We start from the raw sequence: 16,379 nt of genomic DNA on the forward strand, positions 1-16,379 counted from the left end.
GCGCCCGATCAGGCCGTGCGAAATCCGTGGGTGATTGGATAGCGGCGGTCGCGGCCGAAATTGCGTGTGCCCAGTTTGACGCCCGGCGGGGCCTGGCGGCGCTTGTATTCCGCCAGGTTGACCAGGCGTTCGATGCGTTCGACGGTGGCGCGGTCGTAGCCTTCGGCCACGATCTGGTCGACGCTGCGTTCCTGTTCGATCAGATCGCCCAGGATGGCATCGAGCACGGCATAGTCGGGCAGCGAATCCGAATCCTTCTGATCGGGTCGCAATTCGGCGCTGGGCGGCTTGGTGATGATCCGCTGCGGCATCACCGGGGCATCGGGGCCCAGGCCGATCCTGGGCCGTTTGGTGTTGCGCCATGCGGATATCGCAAACACGGTGGTCTTGTAGGCGTCTTTCAAGGGGTTGTAGCCGCCGTTCATGTCGCCATAGATCGTGGCATAGCCCACGCTCATTTCGCTCTTGTTGCCGGTGGTGACCAGCATCGGGCCAAACTTGTTCGACAGCGCCATCAGCGTGGTGCCGCGAATGCGCGATTGCAGGTTCTCCTCGGTGATGTCGGGTGCGCGTTCGGCAAATGCTGGTGCCAGCATCTCGGCAAAGCCTGCCACCGCCGGTTCGATCGGTATCGTATCGAGCCGCGTGCCCAGCAGCGCGGCGCACCCTGCCGCGTCCTCCAGACTTTCCGCGCTGGTATAGCGGCTGGGCAACATCACGCACCACACCCGTTCGGGGCCCAGCGCATCAACCGCGATCGCGGCGGTGATCGCCGAATCGATCCCGCCCGACAGGCCCAGCACCACGCCGGGAAAGCGGTTCTTGTCGACATAGTCGCGCAGCGCCAGCACCATTGCGCAATAGATGTCTTCGGGGTGTTCGGCCAGTTCATGCACTTCGCCCGGCGCACAGCGCCAGCGGTGCCCGTTGCCGACCCGCACACGGTTCCATTCGGTGCGGATCACCGCCTCTTCCCAATCGGGCGCCTGGATCCACAGCGCACCTTCCGGCCCGACGACAAAGCTGGCCCCGTCGAACACCACTTCATCTTGCCCGCCGACGCGGTTCAGATAGGCCAGCGGAATGCCGGTATCGATCGCGCGGCGCTTGGCCACGCCATCGATGCGCAGCACGTCCTTGTCGATTTCATAAGGGCTGCCGTTGACGCAGATAAAGATTTCCGCGCCCAGTTGCGCCAGGTGGCGGCAGACATCGGGGTGCCAGATATCCTCGCAGATCGGCAGGCCAAGCATCACGCCCTTGAACAGCACCGGTTCAGGCAGCGGCCCGGGCAGGAAATAGCGCTTTTCATCGAAGGTGCCGTAATTGGGCAATTCGTATTTGAAGCGAACGGCGGCAATGCGCCCGCCTTCGAGCAGCGCAACCCCGTTGTGCAGCGCGCCATCGCGCACGAACACGCTGCCCACCAGCATGGCTGGGCCACCATCGGCGGTATCGGCGGCCAGCTTGTCCAGTTCCAGCGCCGCGCGCGCAATCAGCGCCGGTTTCTGGATCAGGTCTTCGGGCGGATAGCCGACCAGATGCATTTCGGGAAACACGATCAGATCGCTGTCGGGCGACTGGGCGCGCACCTGGCGCATCTGCGCGGCGTTGGCGGCAAGATCGCCAACCTGTTGGTTGAGTTGGGCAAGCGTGATGATCAGTCGGTCGGCCATGGACGACGTCCTACGCGCCAATCGGGCCCCGCATCAAGGGGCTGTCCACCGTTCGTGCCGGTCGAGTATGTTGCAAATGCGTCATCTTGGGCTAAGGCCCGCGCCAAGAGGTCGCCCGCCGATTCGTGCGGTGTTGCCGGAACGCCCGCGAACGGGCGTCATGGACTTTGGTCAGACAGGGACGAAAGGTGCGCAACCCATGAAGATCATGTCGGGCAACGGCAACCTGCCGCTTGCGCGGGCGATAGCCGGCTATCTCGAACTGCCGCTGACGGCGGCCTCGGTGCGGCGGTTCGCCGATGAGGAAGTGTTCGTCGAAATCCACGAAAACGTGCGCGGCGAAGACGTCTTCATCGTCCAGTCGACCAGTTTCCCGGCCAACGACAACCTGCTGGAACTGCTGATCTGCATCGATGCGCTGCGCCGCGCCTCGGCCCGCCGGATCACCGCGGTGGTGCCCTATTTCGGCTATGCCCGCCAAGACCGCAAACCGGGCCCGCGCACGCCGATCTCGGCCAAGCTGGTGGCCAACCTGATCACCACCGCAGGCGCCGATCGCGTGCTGGCGGTTGATCTGCATGCCGGGCAGATCCAGGGCTTTTTCGACATTCCGACCGACAACCTGTTTGCGGCACCGGTCATGGCCGCCGATATCCAGACCCGTTATGGCGGCGAAGGCCTGATGGTGGTGTCGCCCGACGTCGGCGGCGTGGTGCGCGCGCGCGCGCTGGCCAAGCGGCTCGACAACGCGCCGCTGGCGATTGTCGACAAGCGGCGCGACCGTCCCGGACAGTCAGAAGTGATGAACATTATCGGCGATGTGAAGGGGCGCATGTGCATCCTGATCGATGATATCATCGATTCGGGCGGCACGTTGTGCAACGCGGCGCAGGCGCTGATGGATGCAGGGGCCTCGGGCGTTGCGGCCTATATCACCCACGGCGTGCTGTCGGGCGGCGCGGTGGCGCGCGTCGGCAATTCGGCGCTGAAGGAACTGGTGATCACCGATTCGATCCTGCCGACCGAAGCAACGCGCAATTGCGATCGCATCCGCCTGCTGCCAATCGCCCCGCTGATCGGCGAAGCGGTGCGCCGGATCGCCGATGAAAGCTCGGTCAGTTCCCTGTTTGATTGAGAGTCTGATCGGAAATTCCGGCTTTGCCGAAATTTCCGAAGGCCGCACCGGCCCGCTCCCCCACCCGACCACCCATAGGGTACTATCGTAGGGTGGTCGGCTCCTCAGCGAAAACGTCCCCCGGACGTTTTCGTGCTCTTCGTCGCGGGGAGCGGGCCGGTGCGGCCTTCAAAATTCGCTCTTTCGCGAATTTTGACTCAGACTCTGAGAATACGGTCGAGCCACGGCGGTGATTCGCCCGGCGCAAGCCGGTCGAGCACTTGCAACCGGCGCGCCTGACGCGTTTCCAGGCAGAATGTCATCAGCGGTTGCGGGCGCTCGACAAACTGGCGCGGGCTCATCCCGATCAGCGCGATGAAATCGCGGATCAGATGGCTCTGGTCGTAATAGCGCAGCATCAGCGCCTCGGCCTCGTTGCGGTCGGCCACGCCGCGCAAGTGGCTGGCCATGTCGAGCGCGCGGGCGCGCCGCAGCACCTGTTTCGGGGTCATCCCGAAATCGCGCCGGACGATGCGTTCCAGCCGTTTGATGTCGATGCCGATCTCTTCGGCGCATTGCCCCACCGAGGCTGACGGATTGGCATAGCTGATGCGCTCGAACCGCGCCGTGACGGCATCGGGCGTCGCGGCGTCGCGGTGCGCAATCAGCAGGCGCAGCGCGTTTTCCATCCGTTTGCACCAGACATCGGGCTCGGCATCGGGGCGCAGCATGTCGAGCCACATGCCGCGATCGACGCCGATCTGTGCAGGGTCGTTCAACCGGTCGGCATTGTCGGGTTCGGGCCGCCCCCCCAGCACGCGCATGGCACCGGGGCGAAAGGAGATCCCGACGCTGGTAAAGCCGCCGCGCACTTGCACCGGCATACGCTTTGTCTGCGGTCCGAACAGGATCACGTCGCGGCCGCGCGTCACCGGGCCATCGGCGCTTTGCGCCTGCCAGTCGCCGTCGAGCTGGATGCGCAGCACCGATCCCTCGCAGAACAGCCCGCACGACAGCACATGCGTGTCGGGGGCCGATACGCTGGTCACGTAAAGCCGCCCGACCCACGGCGCCAGATCGGGCGAGGGGGCGCGGCTGTTGGACAAAGGTTGCCCGTCGCGCGCAATGGCACTGCGCGGCGCAATACGGTGATCGATTGCCGGGGCCGTGTTACGGCTCATCGGTGTGCTGCGCCCCCTTTTTGTTATAGCCCTATTCCCTTGGGTAATAGCTTGTGCAAATCTTGGGGCTGCGGTCAAGTCCTGACCCATTTACCGCATTGGTTCATTGGCAATTCGTCAGCGATCGACGGCACATCCGCTTGACCTGCCGCGCCCCGGTTGCCAGACGCTGATGCCATGAAACTCGACGTCGAAATCGCCCTCGCCCACCGCCTTGCCGATGCGGCCGGGGCAGCCATCCGCCCGCATTTCCGCGCCGCCGGGTTCGAACGCAAGGGCGATCAGACCCCGGTCACCGCCGCCGACCGCGCCGCCGAAGAAGCAATGCGTGCGCTGCTGCGCGCCGAAATGCCCGGCGACGGGGTGATCGGTGAAGAATTCGGGGCGCAGGACGGATCGTCGGGCCGCGCCTGGGTGCTCGATCCGATCGACGGCACCACCGGTTTTGTGGCGGGGCGCCCGCTGTTCGGCACGCTGATCGCGTTGATCGTCGATGGCTTTCCGGTGTTGGGGGTGATCGACCAGCCGATCCTCAAGGAACGCTGGGTCGGGGTGATCGGTCAGCCGACGCTGTTCAACGGCGCACCGGTGCGCACGCGGCCCTGTCCGGCGCTGGCCGAAGCGGCGATCGCCACCACCGGGCCGCATTATTTCAGCGACCACGACGGCGAACATTTCATGGCGCTGGCCGCGCAGACCGATCACAAGCGGATGGTGATGGGCGGCGATTGCTACAACTATGCCATGCTGGCCAGCGGGCATCTGGATGTGGTGTGCGAATCCAACCTGAAAATCTATGACTGGGCGGCGCTGGTGCCGGTGGTCGAAGGCGCGGGCGGAGTGATGGCCGACTGGAACGGCGAACCGTTGCGTCAGGGATCGAGCGGCCACGTGCTGGCGCTGGGCGATCCGGCGCGGCTGGACGACGTGGTCGAGGCGCTGGCCTGCGGGCACTGAGAGTGTACCACCCACCGCCCCGCACCCCTCGTGGGTGCGGGGCGGTGGGTGGTACTTTGAGGACGCCCACTGACAACGCCTTGCAATAAGACATCGGCGCGCCTAGATCGGCGGCAACATCAAGAGTTGGGGGCAACCCCGACGCCAACCTGCCGGCAACCGGGCAAGGTGGCGCCTTTCAGCGATGAAAGGGATGTGGCCGCAGCGGCAACCAAACGGAGCCAATGCCTGCATTCCTGTTCGTGCTGATGGCGCCTTGCCCCGGTCGCCACGTTCGAGGGACATGCCCGTGCCGATCCGCATTGCCGACAACCTGCCCGCCCGCCGCACGCTCGAATCCGAAGGCGTGATCGTGATGAGCGAAAGCGAGGCGGCGCGGCAGGATATCCGCCCCTTGCGCATCGCGCTGCTCAACCTGATGCCCGACAAGATCACCACCGAAACGCAGATCGCGCGCGTGCTGGGGGCGACCCCGCTGCAGGTGGAACTGGAACTGTTGCGCATTTCCGACCATGTCAGCAAGAACACCGCCGCTGGGCATATCGCCGAATTCTATCGCCCGTGGGGTGAGGCAGCGGGCGAAAAGTTCGACGGGCTGATCGTCACCGGCGCCCCGGTTGAAACGATCCCTTATGCACAAGTCACGTATTGGGATGAACTGGCGCGCATTTTCGACTGGAGCCAGACCCATGTCCACCGCACGCTGACGCTGTGCTGGGGGGCGATGGCGGCGCTGTACCATTTTCACGGTGTCGACAAGCATCCGCTCGATGCCAAGGCCTCGGGGGTGTTCGCGCACTGGAACTGCGCGCCCGCCACGCCGTGGCTGCGCGGCTTGCCCGACCGGTTCGATGTGCCGGTGTCGCGCTGGAGCGAAGTGCGTGCAGAGGACTTGCCCAGGGATCGCGGCCTGACCGTGCTGGCGACCAGCGACGAAGTTGGCCTGTGTCTGGTCGATGACCCGGCGCACCGGTCGCTGCACATGCTCAACCATCTGGAATATGACACGCTGACGCTGGCGGGTGAATATGCCCGCGACCAGGGCGCCTATGTGCCCGCGCACTATTTCCCCGGCGATGATCCGGCGGCGCGCCCGGTCAACACCTGGCGCGGCCATGGCCACATCCTGTTCGGCAACTGGATCAACGAAGTCTACCAGACCACACCGTTCGATCGCAGCATGATCGGGCGTTGAATATCCGGCCCCCTTCCCGCCCGGCGAGATCCGCCGGAGACGGGCGCGGCAGAGGGCTTTTGCATGGCTGGGCCTTTGCAACACTGTCACGCGATGCCCACGCCGCCCAATCCGCTTGCGTTTTGGCGCGACTGCCCATAAGGGCCCGCACTTCATCCGGTCGCCCGTATGAGATTCGCCTGGCCATCAGGGCTGCCACGGCGAGTTCAGGCTGCCAGAACCCTAGGAGACCAAAATGCCCAAGCTCAAGACCAAGAGCGGTGTGAAGAAGCGCTTCAAGATCACCGCAACGGGCAAAGTGAAGCACGGCGTGGCCGGCAAGCGTCACCGCCTGATCAGCCACAATGCCAAGTACATCCGTCAGAACCGCGGCACTGAAGTGATTTCCGATGCAGATGCAAAGGTGATCAAGAAGTGGGCGCCCTACGGGCTCAACTGAGGAGACTGACCGATGTCCCGTATCAAGCGCGGTACGACTACCCGCACCAAGCACAAGCGTCTTCTTGAACAGGCCAAGGGCTACCGTGGCCGCCGCAAGAACACCATCCGCGTCGCGCGCCAGGCCGTCGAAAAGGCCGGCCAGTACGCCTATCGCGACCGCAAGGTCAAAAAGCGCACGTTCCGCGGCCTGTGGATCCAGCGCATCAACGCCGCGGTTCGCGCCGAAGGCCTGACCTATTCGCAGTTCATCCACGGTACCAAGCTGGCCGGGATCGAACTCGATCGCAAATCGCTGGCCGATCTGGCGATGAACGAAGGTGGCGTGTTTACCGCCATCATCGCGCAGGCGAAGGCAGCTCTGCCGGCTGCTTAATCGCAACCGGACGATTGCACGCATTCGAAGGGCGCCGTCCGCAAGGACGGCGCCCTTTTGCTTTTGGTTGGATTTGCGTCGCGTATGGCGCTAGCGGAACGGGCATCATGGAACAGCTCGATCAGACTTTGGCGGCCATCGCCGCAGCCGACACGCCCGACGCGGTCGAAGCCTTGCGCGTTGCCGCGCTGGGCAAACAGGGCTGGGTTTCCGCCCTGCTCAAGACGCTGGGGGCGATGACCCCCGACCAGCGCCAGGCCGAAGGGCCGCGCATCCATGCCGCGCGTGAAGCGGTCACTGCCGCATTGGCCGCGCGCAAGGCCGATCTGGAAAGCGCCGCGCTCGACGCCCGGCTGGCCGCCGAACGCGTCGATCTGACGCTGCCCGCGCCCGAAACTCCGCGCGGTTCGGTCCACCCGGTCAGCCAGGTGATGGACGAACTGGCCGAGATTTTCGCCGATCTGGGCTTTGCCGTCGCCAGCGGTCCCGAAATCGAGGACGACTGGCACAATTTCACCGCGCTCAACATGCCCGAAACGCATCCGGCGCGCGCGATGCACGACACGTTCTATTTCCCCGATCGCGATGCGGCGGGGCGCGCAATGCTGTTGCGCACGCACACCTCGCCCGTGCAGATCCGCACGATGCTCAGCCAGGGCGCCCCCTTGCGGATCATCGCGCCGGGCCGGGTCTATCGCTCGGACAGCGATGCCACCCACACGCCGATGTTCCATCAGATCGAAGGGCTGGTGATCGACAAGGGCATCCACCTCGGCCACCTGAAATGGACGCTGGAAACCTTTCTCAAGGCGTTTTTCGAGCGCGAGGATATCGTGCTGCGCCTGCGGCCGAGCTATTTCCCGTTCACCGAACCCTCGGTCGAAGTCGATGTCGGGTTCACGCTGGTCGGCGGCAAGCGCGTGGTCGGCGGTGACGGCGATGCGCTCGGCGGCGGCTGGATGGAAGTGCTGGGCAGCGGCATGGTCAATCGCCATGTCATCGCCGCCAGTGGCCTCGATCCCGACGAATGGCAGGGTTTCGCGTTTGGCACAGGGGTCGACCGGCTGGCCATGCTCAAATACGGGATGGACGATTTGCGGGCCTTCTTCGATGGCGATGCGCGCTGGCTGGCGCATTACGGTTTTGCCGCGCTCGACGTGCCGACATTGTCGGGCGGGGTGGGAGTGCGGTCATGAAATTCGCCCTGTCCTGGCTGAAACAGCATCTCGAAACCCAGGCCGATGCGGCCACCATCGCGCGCGCGCTGACCGCGCTCGGGCTGGAAATCGAAGGCGTCAGCGATGCTTCGGCGGCGCTGGGCGCGTTCCGCGTGGCCCGCGTGCTGACGGCAGAGCGCCATCCGCAGGCCGACAAGCTGCAAGTGCTGTCGGTCGATATCGGTGACGGCACGCCGTTGCAGGTGGTCTGCGGCGCGCCCAATGCACGCGCGGGGCTGATCGGCGTGCTGGGTCTGCCCGGCGCGGTGGTCCCCGCCAATGGCATGGAATTGCGCAAGAGCGCGATCCGCGGTGTCGAATCCAACGGCATGATGTGTTCGACCCGCGAACTGGGTCTGGGCGATGAACACGACGGCATCATCGAATTGCCCGCCGATGCCCCGCTCGGGATCAGCTTTGCCCACTATCTGGGGTCAGACCCGGTGTTCGATGTGGCGATCACCCCCAACCGGCCCGATTGCATGGGCGTCTATGGCATCGCGCGCGATCTGGCCGCGGCCGGGATCGGCACGTTGCGCCCGATCGCAGTCGATCATGTGCCGGGCAGCTACCCCTGCCCGATCGACGTGCGCACCGATGATCCCGAAGGGTGCCCGGCGTTCTACGGTCGGGTCATTCGCGGCGTGCGCAACGGACCCAGCCCGCAATGGCTGGCCGATGCGCTGAAAAGCGCAGGCCAGCGCCCGATTTCGGCGCTCGTCGACATCACCAACTATGTCATGCTGGCCTATGGCCGCCCCGCACACGCCTATGACCTGGCCAAGCTGCGCGGCGCGGTGGTCGCGCGCAAGGCGGTCGCCGGCGAAACGGTGCACACGCTCAACGGGCGCGAATACACGCTCGATGCCACGATGACGGTGATCGCCGATGATGTGATGGTGCATGATGTTGCCGGGATCATGGGCGGAGAGCATTCGGGGTGCAGCGACGCCACCACCGACGTGCTGCTCGAAGTGGCCTATTTCGACCGGCAGGCGATCTCGCGCACCGGGCAGGCGCTGGCGCTGACGTCTGATGCGCGCAGCCGGTTCGAACGCGGGGTCGATCCCGGCTTTCTCGATACCGGGCTCGACCTGTTGACCGCGCTGATCTGCCAGATCTGCGGGGGCGAGCCCAGCCATGTGGTGCGCGCGGGCGAACCGCCGCTGGCCGACAAGCTGGTCGCCTATGATCCCGCGCTGGCCGCGCGGCTGGGCGGGATCGACGTGCCGCAGGCCGAACAGCGCCGCATCCTCGACGCGCTGGGCTTTGGCGTGTCGGGCGAAGGGCTGTGGCGCGTGGCCGTGCCCGGCTGGCGCTGCGACATCGATGCCGCGCCCGACATTGTCGAGGAAGTGATCCGCGTCCACGGGCTCGACGCCGTGCCCTCCACCCCGCTGCCGCGTGCACCGGGCGTGGCCAAACCGACCGCGACCCCGGCGCAGACGCTCGAACGCCGGTTGCGGCGGCTGGCGGCGGCGCGTGGCAGCCACGAAGCCGTCACCTGGTCGTTCCTGCCCTGGCTGCAAGCAAATCATTTCGCTGATCTAGACAACCCGGTCTGGCACCTCGCCAATCCTATTTCAAAAGACTTGGAAGCCATGCGGCCTTCGCTGCTGCCCGGACTGCTTATGGCGGTTCAGCGCAACCTCGATCGTGGCGCGACCTCGATCCGGCTGTTCGAGATCGGTCGCCGCTATTTGCGAGGGGCCGACGGGGCCAGCGCCGAAGCACCGAGCCTGGCGGTCGTGCTGGCGGGCGAACGCCATCCGCGTGGCTGGGCGCAAGGCAAGGCCGCGCCGTTCGATGCCTTTGATGCCAAGGCCGAGGCGCTGGCGCTGCTGGCCGAAGCGGGCGCGCCGGTCGACAACCTGATGGTGATGGGCGAGGCGGGCGCGCAGTTCCACCCCGGCCAGTCGGCGACGCTGCGGCTGGGGCCAAAGACCGTGCTGGCGCGGTTTGGCATGGTGCACCCCGCCACGCTCAAGGCGTTCGATCTGGCCGGGCCGGTCGCGGTGGTCGAACTGTTCCTCGACCGTCTGCCCGCCAAAAAGACCGCCGGCAGCTTTGCGCGCGCGGCCTATGCGCCGCCGCCGTTGCAGGCGGTGACGCGCGACTTTGCCTTTCTGCTGCCGATCGACCGCCCGGCGGGCGATCTGGTGCGGGCGGTGCGCGGCGCGGACAAGGCCAACATTGTCGCCGCGCGCGTGTTCGACGATTTCCGGGGGGCAGGCGTGCCCGAGGGGCAGCGCAGTCTGGCGATCGAGATCACGCTGCAACCGGTCGACAAAAGCTATGACGAAGCCGCGCTCAAGGCGATTGCCGAACGCGTCGTGGCGGCGGCGGCAAAGCTGGGCGGGACCTTGCGGGGATAGTGGATGGCGCAGGATCTGGTCGAGATTGCCTCCGACAGCTTGTCGGCGCGGATCAACCCGACCGGGGCAGAGCTGTGGTCGCTGTGCGACACGCACGGCGCGCAATACATGACCGATGCCGATCCGGCATTCTGGGGTGGGCATGCGCCATTGCTGTTTCCGATCGTCGGTTCGCTGGCGGGCGACCGGCTGCGCGTCGATGGCATCGACCATGCGATGCCGCGCCACGGTTTTGCCCGGCACAGCGCGTTCGATGTGGTCGAACAGGCGCCCGACCGCGTGCGCTTTCGCCTGACCGACAGCGCGGACACACGCGCGGTCTATCCTTTTGCGTTCGCGCTGGAGATCGATTTTCGCCTCGATGGCTGGCGGCTCGTCATGGCAGCGCATGTGCACAATCCCGGTGCAGAGCCACTGCCGTTCAGCTTTGGCTATCACCCCGCCTTTGCCTGGCCTTTGCCGGGTGGGGCGGACAAGGCGGCGCACCGGCTGACGTTTGAATGGCCCGAACCGGGGCCGGTGCGGCGCGTTGCGCGCGACACCGGGCTGTTGCTGCCCGAGGCCGAGGCCAGCCCGGTGACGGGGCGCGACCTGCCGCTCGATGCGGACCTTTTCCGTGCCGATGCGGTGATCTGGACCGATCTGGCCAGCCGCGCGTTGCGCTATGGCGCGCCGGGCGGGGCCTCGCTCGACATCGCCTTTCCCGACACGCCGATGCTGGGGCTGTGGCAAGTGCCGGGTGGGCACTATATCTGCATCGAACCCTGGCAGGGCCATGCCGATCCGCAAGGTTTCGATGGCGAATTCGCCACCAAGCCCGGCCTTGTCATCCTGCCGCCGGGCGCGGTACGCTCGTTTCGTCTTTCGGTATTGGTGAATCCCTGATGGTGCTGCGTCCTGTGCTGATTGTTGCCCTGCTGGTGGGGGTGCTGGCTGTTCTGGCCGGTATCGCGCTGATGATCCCGCGCGGCGGCGAACGGCTGATGGGCCGCGCATCGAGCCCGATTGCCGCCGAGACTTTGCGCACCTGCCTGGGATCGCACCTTGGCCTGACCTGGTCGGGCGATCCGCGCGCCATGCATGCCAGCGCGTTTGGCCTGCGCGTGGTGGTGTCCGACAACGGCAAGTCGCGGCAAGTGGGCCTGTTCACCGATGGCGGACGCCAGTTGTCGAGCAGCGAATCCGACGCAATGAAGGCCTGTCTGACGGTCGAGTAACAAAAACCGGTCCCATTTCCCGGATAATCCGTTAGGGCGCGATGCCATGTCCAATCGTCGCACCTTTGCCATCATTTCGCACCCCGACGCGGGGAAAACCACGCTGACCGAAAAGCTGCTGCTGCAAGGCGGGGCGATTCACCTGGCCGGTGAGGTCAAGGCGCGGGGGCAGGCGCGGCGCGCGCGGTCCGACTGGATGAAGATCGAGCAGCAGCGCGGGATCTCGGTCACCAGTTCGGTGATGACATTCCAAAAGGACGGGATCGTCTTCAACCTGCTCGACACGCCGGGCCACGAAGACTTTTCCGAAGACACCTATCGCACGCTGACCGCAGTCGATTCGGCGATCATGGTGATCGACGCAGCCAAGGGCATCGAGCCGCAGACGCGCAAACTGTTCGAAGTGTGCCGCATGCGTTCGGTGCCGATCATCACCTTCGTCAACAAAGTCGATCGCGAAGGGCGCAGCGTGTTCGAAACGCTCGACGAAGTGGCCGATGCGCTGGCGCTCGATGTCGTGCCGATGTCCTGGCCGATCGGCATGGGCGGGGTGTTCGAGGGCGTGCTGGATCTGACCCAGCGCACGATTGCCCGGCCCGAAGGCGATTCGCGCGAATTTCTGGGCCGGCGCGATCCATTGGACGGCGCCACGATCCCCGACGCGGTGGCCGAGGAGATCGAACTGGCCCAAATCGGCTATCCCGAATTTGATCTGGAGGCCTATCGCCATGGCGATCTGACGCCGGTCTATTTCGGATCCGCGCTGAAAGGCTTTGGCGTATCCGAACTGATCGACGCGATTGCCCGCTTTGCCCCGCCGCCCCGCCCGCAATCGTCGGATCAGGGCGTGATCGACCCCACGCGCGAAGATGTCACCGGGTTCGTGTTCAAAGTGCAGGCCAACATGGACCCGCAGCACCGCGACCGCATCGCCTTCATGCGGCTGGTTTCGGGCACGTTCCGCCGGGGCATGAAGCTGATCCCGTCGGGGCTGGGCAAACCGATCGCGGTCCATTCGCCGATCCTGTTCTTTGCCCAGGACCGCGAAATTGCCGACACCGCGCAGGCCGGCGATATCATCGGCATTCCCAACCACGGCACGCTGCGGGTGGGTGACACGCTGTCGGAAAAGAACGATGTGCGCTTTACCGGGCTGCCCAATTTTGCGCCCGAAATCCTGCGCCGGGTCGCCTTGCGTGACCCGACCAAGACCAAACAGTTGCGCAAGGCGCTCGACGATCTGTCCGAAGAAGGCGTGATTCAGGTGTTCTATCCCGAAATCGGCGCGCAATGGATTGTCGGCGTGGTCGGGCAATTGCAGCTCGACGTGCTGATTTCGCGGCTGGAGGCGGAATACAAAGTCGAAGCCGTGCTCGAACCCTCGCCCTTCGACACCGCGCGCTGGATCAAGGGCAGCGATGCGGCGATCAAGGGCTTTGTCGATTTCAACAAATCGAACCTGGCGCATGACCGCGACGGCGACCCGGTGTTCATGGCGCGTTCGGCCTGGGATGTCGGCTATCAGCAGGAACGCAACCCCGAGCTGACCTTTTCCGCGACGAAGGAACGGTAGGGCGGGAATTTCCCGCTGCCGACAGGCGTACGGGCAACACGGGTCTTGTCAGCGCAGGCATCGCACGGCAGTTAGGCGCCATGAACCTGCTCGGCCCCACCTCGAACACCTTTATCTCGCAACGCCTGCGGCTCCACTATGTGGACTGGGGCAATCCGGACAAACCGCCGCTGTTGCTGATCCACGGCGGGCGCGACCATTGCCGAAGCTGGGACTGGACGGCCGAGGCGCTGCGCGAGGATTGGCATATCATTGCGCTCGACCATCGCGGCCATGGCGACAGCGAATGGGCATCGGACGGCAATTACCGCGTGATGGACATGGTCTATGACGTGGCGCAACTGGTGCATCAGCTTGATCTGGCGCCAGTGACGATCGTGTCGCATTCGATGGGCGCCAATGTGTCGTTGCGCTATGCCGGGCTGTTTCCCGAAGACGTGCGCAAACTGGTGGCGATCGAGGGTATCTTTCCCACCCCCGATTGGGAATTGCGGATGCGCGATGTGCCGTTCGGCCGGCGTATCCGCGACTATATTGCCGAAAAGCGCAAGGCCGCCGGGCGCCTGCCGCGCCGTTATCCCACTTTGCGCGATGCCTATGCCCGCATGAAGGCGGAAAACCCCTATCTGACCGAGGAACAGGCCAAGCACCTGACCATCCACGGCATCAACCGGAACGAAGACGGCACGTTCACGTGGAAATTCGATCCCTACGTGCACATCGACCACCCCTACGATATTTCAACCGAGCGCAAGCACGAGTTGTGGGAGGCGATCACGTGCCCCACGCTGCTGCTCAACGGGGCCGACAGTTTCGCCAGCAATCCCGAAGTCGATGGCCGCATCAGCCATTTCCGCAACGCCCGCGTGGCCGAATTCGCCGATGCCGGACACTGGCTGCACCACGACCAGTTCGACCGCTTCATCGCCACGCTCAAGGATTTTCTCTAGCCCCGGCATGGCGTGCCTAAAAAACAGGCATGCCATGCGGTCTGCACAAGAATCGGGCGCAGTGCGGCTGTTGCGAGACATTTTATTCCGCGCAATATATTGAATCCGCATAAATACGGATCTGGCATGCTTTATGCATTCATGTTTTGCAGCGTCTGGACCTGATCGGGGGCAGGCCAATGCAGGGGGCATGAATGAAATTCATCATCGCCATTATCAAGCCGTTCAAGCTCGATGAAGTGCGTGAAGCGCTGTCGAACCTGGGCGTTGCCGGGATGACGGTGTCGGAAGTCAAGGGATTCGGGCGGCAGAAGGGCCAGACCGAAATCTATCGTGGCGCCGAATACACCACCAATATGTTGCCAAAGGTCAAGCTGGAGATTGCCGCGTCCGATGATCTGGCGCCGCGCATCATCGAAGTGATCCAGCAGACCGCCAACACCGAAGCGATCGGCGACGGCAAGATCTTTGTCGTCGACCTGGTCTCTGCCACGCGCATCCGGACCGGCGAGTCCGGCGAAACCGCGCTGTGAAATCCGACAAGAAGGGAAACCATATGATCCGCAAGATGATCAGTGGCGTGGTGGGGTCGGGTGTTGCACTCGGTTTTGCTTCGACTGCTTTTGCCCAGGCGGCCTTGATCAAGGCGCCCACCGCTGCCCAGCAGCTCACCATGATCAACAAGGGCGACACCGCCTGGTTGCTGGTGTCTTCCGCGCTCGTGCTGATGATGAGCGTGCCTGGCCTGGCGCTGTTCTACGGCGGGCTGGTGCGCACCAAGAACATGCTCAGCGTGCTGATGCAGGTGTTCATGATCGTTTCGGTGGCCGGGATGCTGTGGGCGACGGTCGGCTATTCGATGGCGTTCACCACCGGGTTCACGCCGGGGTTGACACCCTATGTCGGCGGTTTTTCCAAGGCGCTGATGCGCGGGATCGATGCCACCACGGCAGCGACGACATTCTCGAACAACGTCTATGTGCCTGAATTGGCCTATTTCGTGTTCCAGATGACGTTTGCGATGATCACGCCCGCGCTGATCATCGGATCGTTTGCCGAACGCATCAAGTTCACGCCGCTGATCGTGTTCACCGTATTGTGGTCGATCCTGGTCTATTACCCGATCGCGCACATGGTGTGGTATTGGGGCGGGCCCGACTTCATGAAGGACACCCCCAACGAAGCCGGTCTGCTCAACCATTGGGGCGCGCTCGACTTTGCCGGCGGCACCGTGGTGCATATCAACGCCGGGATCGCCGGGATGGTCGGCTGCCTGATGATCGGCAAGCGGGTCGGGTTCGGCCGGGAAAATACCCCGCCGCACTCGCTGACGATGACCATGATCGGCGCCTCGCTGTTGTGGGTGGGCTGGTTCGGTTTCAACGCCGGGTCCAATCTCGAAGCCAGCGGCGTGACCGCGGTGGCCTTTGTCAACACCATGCTGGCGACTTGCGCCGCGGCGGTAAGCTGGGCGGTGATCGAACAGGTCGTGCATCGCAAGCCTTCGATGCTGGGTGCCGCTTCGGGCGCCGTGGCGGGCCTGGTCGCGGTGACACCGGCTTCGGGTTATGCCCATCCGATGACCGCGATGGTGCTGGGTCTGGTCGTTTCGCCGATCTGCTTCTTCTTCGTCACCACGGTGAAGAACAAGTTCAAGTATGACGACACGCTTGACGTGTTCGGGGTGCACTGCGTTGGCGGGATCACCGGCGCGCTGGCCACCGCGATCGTCGCCAGCCCCGCACTCGGCGGGCAGGGCGCGGCCGATTACACCAAGTTCCCTTATGTCGCGGCACCCTATTCGATCAGCGCGCAACTGGTCACCCAGTTGGAGGCGGTGACGATCACGTTGCTGTGGTCGGGCATCGTTTCGGCGATCCTGTTTTTCGTGATCGACAAGACGCTGGGCCTGCGCCCGACCGAAGAGATCGAACGCGAAGGGCTCGACATCAACGAACACGGCGAACGCGCCTACAACTATTAAGACTTTGCCAGCTTGGCGGGGTGGCCGGGGTGATCCTCTCCCCACCCTCTCTACCCCGCCAGACCATGTTCCTCCTGCGAACAACCTCGGCCCGGAAGACTTGTCTTCCGGGCCTTTTTCCTTGAC

At 64.6% G+C, this 16,379-nt stretch carries 15 protein-coding genes and 1 riboswitch; of the genes, 13 read left to right on the forward strand and 2 right to left on the reverse strand.

The genetic code is table 11. The features are described 5' to 3' along the window. Positions 1-8 precede the first annotated feature (8 nt). On the reverse strand, positions 9-1,676 hold the full coding sequence (locus AQZ49_RS11995) for an NAD+ synthase (RefSeq protein ID WP_067615862.1): 1,668 nt from the start codon (positions 1,674-1,676) through the stop codon (positions 9-11). A 199-nt stretch (positions 1,677-1,875) separates the two neighbouring features. Between AQZ49_RS11995 and AQZ49_RS12000 the strand changes: the two genes are divergently transcribed. Next, complete coding sequence (locus AQZ49_RS12000; RefSeq protein ID WP_067615864.1) at positions 1,876-2,811, forward strand: ribose-phosphate pyrophosphokinase; 936 nt, start codon at positions 1,876-1,878, stop codon at positions 2,809-2,811. A gap of 197 nt (positions 2,812-3,008) precedes the next feature. Here the strand turns inward: AQZ49_RS12000 and AQZ49_RS12005 are convergent, their stop codons facing one another. After that, a complete protein-coding gene (locus AQZ49_RS12005; RefSeq protein ID WP_067615866.1) occupies positions 3,009-3,971 on the reverse strand; it encodes a helix-turn-helix domain-containing protein in 963 nt (320 codons plus the stop codon). 177 nt (positions 3,972-4,148) lie between these two features. Between AQZ49_RS12005 and hisN the strand changes: the two genes are divergently transcribed. From hisN to AQZ49_RS12065, 12 genes are all read left to right on the forward strand, one after another. Then, positions 4,149-4,928, forward strand: a complete 780-nt coding sequence (gene hisN / locus AQZ49_RS12010) for a histidinol-phosphatase (protein WP_067615868.1) — start codon at positions 4,149-4,151, stop codon at positions 4,926-4,928. A gap of 111 nt (positions 4,929-5,039) precedes the next feature. Beyond that, a riboswitch (SAM-I-IV-variant riboswitch) is annotated at positions 5,040-5,153 on the forward strand. A 64-nt stretch (positions 5,154-5,217) separates the two neighbouring features. Beyond that, the gene (metA, locus tag AQZ49_RS12015; protein ID WP_067616114.1) at positions 5,218-6,123 is read left to right on the forward strand and encodes a homoserine O-succinyltransferase; all 906 of its coding nucleotides are present in this window, start codon (positions 5,218-5,220) and stop codon (positions 6,121-6,123) included. Positions 6,124-6,358: 235 nt separating this feature from the next. Next, positions 6,359-6,562, forward strand: a complete 204-nt coding sequence (gene rpmI, locus AQZ49_RS12020) for a 50S ribosomal protein L35 (protein ID WP_067615870.1) — start codon at positions 6,359-6,361, stop codon at positions 6,560-6,562. 12 nt (positions 6,563-6,574) lie between these two features. Then, positions 6,575-6,937, forward strand: coding sequence for a 50S ribosomal protein L20 (rplT, locus tag AQZ49_RS12025; RefSeq protein WP_067615872.1), 363 nt, complete (start codon positions 6,575-6,577; stop codon positions 6,935-6,937). A 107-nt stretch (positions 6,938-7,044) separates the two neighbouring features. Then, positions 7,045-8,133 carry a phenylalanine--tRNA ligase subunit alpha gene (pheS, locus tag AQZ49_RS12030; protein WP_067615874.1) on the forward strand — a complete coding sequence of 363 codons (1,089 nt, stop codon included), beginning with the start codon at positions 7,045-7,047 and terminating at the stop codon, positions 8,131-8,133. Beyond that, positions 8,130-10,529, forward strand: coding sequence for a phenylalanine--tRNA ligase subunit beta (gene pheT, locus AQZ49_RS12035; protein WP_067615876.1), 2,400 nt, complete (start codon positions 8,130-8,132; stop codon positions 10,527-10,529). Before pheS ends, pheT begins: the two co-directional genes overlap by 4 nt. 3 nt (positions 10,530-10,532) lie before the next feature. Beyond that, positions 10,533-11,414 carry an aldose 1-epimerase family protein gene (locus tag AQZ49_RS12040; protein ID WP_067615878.1) on the forward strand — a complete coding sequence of 294 codons (882 nt, stop codon included), beginning with the start codon at positions 10,533-10,535 and terminating at the stop codon, positions 11,412-11,414. Beyond that, on the forward strand, positions 11,414-11,746 hold the full coding sequence (locus AQZ49_RS12045; RefSeq protein ID WP_067615880.1) for a hypothetical protein: 333 nt from the start codon (positions 11,414-11,416) through the stop codon (positions 11,744-11,746). The genes AQZ49_RS12040 and AQZ49_RS12045 overlap by 1 nt, the downstream gene beginning before the upstream one ends. Positions 11,747-11,792: 46 nt before the next feature. Next, complete coding sequence (locus AQZ49_RS12050) at positions 11,793-13,319, forward strand: peptide chain release factor 3 (RefSeq protein WP_067615882.1); 1,527 nt, start codon at positions 11,793-11,795, stop codon at positions 13,317-13,319. Between the two features lie 80 nt (positions 13,320-13,399). Then, complete coding sequence (locus tag AQZ49_RS12055) at positions 13,400-14,269, forward strand: alpha/beta fold hydrolase (protein ID WP_067615884.1); 870 nt, start codon at positions 13,400-13,402, stop codon at positions 14,267-14,269. 194 nt (positions 14,270-14,463) lie between these two features. Then, positions 14,464-14,802 carry a P-II family nitrogen regulator gene (locus tag AQZ49_RS12060; RefSeq protein ID WP_067615885.1) on the forward strand — a complete coding sequence of 113 codons (339 nt, stop codon included), beginning with the start codon at positions 14,464-14,466 and terminating at the stop codon, positions 14,800-14,802. 23 nt (positions 14,803-14,825) lie between these two features. After that, positions 14,826-16,253 carry an ammonium transporter gene (locus AQZ49_RS12065; RefSeq protein WP_156428277.1) on the forward strand — a complete coding sequence of 476 codons (1,428 nt, stop codon included), beginning with the start codon at positions 14,826-14,828 and terminating at the stop codon, positions 16,251-16,253. Positions 16,254-16,379 lie beyond the last annotated feature (126 nt).

The organism is Novosphingobium sp. FSW06-99, assembly GCF_001519065.1.
GTDB lineage: Bacteria > Pseudomonadota > Alphaproteobacteria > Sphingomonadales > Sphingomonadaceae > Novosphingobium.

Coding starts and splice junctions, on each gene's coding strand:
- pheT (WP_067615876.1), top strand. CDS start 8,130: ATGAAATTCGCCCTGTCCTGGCTGAAACAGCATCTCGAAACCCAGGCC.
- AQZ49_RS12045 (WP_067615880.1), top strand. CDS start 11,414: ATGGTGCTGCGTCCTGTGCTGATTGTTGCCCTGCTGGTGGGGGTGCTG.
- AQZ49_RS12055 (WP_067615884.1), top strand. CDS start 13,400: ATGAACCTGCTCGGCCCCACCTCGAACACCTTTATCTCGCAACGCCTG.
- rplT (WP_067615872.1), top strand. CDS start 6,575: ATGTCCCGTATCAAGCGCGGTACGACTACCCGCACCAAGCACAAGCGT.
- AQZ49_RS12000 (WP_067615864.1), top strand. CDS start 1,876: ATGAAGATCATGTCGGGCAACGGCAACCTGCCGCTTGCGCGGGCGATA.
- AQZ49_RS12040 (WP_067615878.1), top strand. CDS start 10,533: ATGGCGCAGGATCTGGTCGAGATTGCCTCCGACAGCTTGTCGGCGCGG.
- rpmI (WP_067615870.1), top strand. CDS start 6,359: ATGCCCAAGCTCAAGACCAAGAGCGGTGTGAAGAAGCGCTTCAAGATC.
- AQZ49_RS12060 (WP_067615885.1), top strand. CDS start 14,464: ATGAAATTCATCATCGCCATTATCAAGCCGTTCAAGCTCGATGAAGTG.
- AQZ49_RS11995 (WP_067615862.1), bottom strand. CDS start 1,676: ATGGCCGACCGACTGATCATCACGCTTGCCCAACTCAACCAACAGGTT.
- AQZ49_RS12005 (WP_067615866.1), bottom strand. CDS start 3,971: ATGAGCCGTAACACGGCCCCGGCAATCGATCACCGTATTGCGCCGCGC.
- pheS (WP_067615874.1), top strand. CDS start 7,045: ATGGAACAGCTCGATCAGACTTTGGCGGCCATCGCCGCAGCCGACACG.
- AQZ49_RS12065 (WP_156428277.1), top strand. CDS start 14,826: ATGATCCGCAAGATGATCAGTGGCGTGGTGGGGTCGGGTGTTGCACTC.
- AQZ49_RS12050 (WP_067615882.1), top strand. CDS start 11,793: ATGTCCAATCGTCGCACCTTTGCCATCATTTCGCACCCCGACGCGGGG.
- hisN (WP_067615868.1), top strand. CDS start 4,149: ATGAAACTCGACGTCGAAATCGCCCTCGCCCACCGCCTTGCCGATGCG.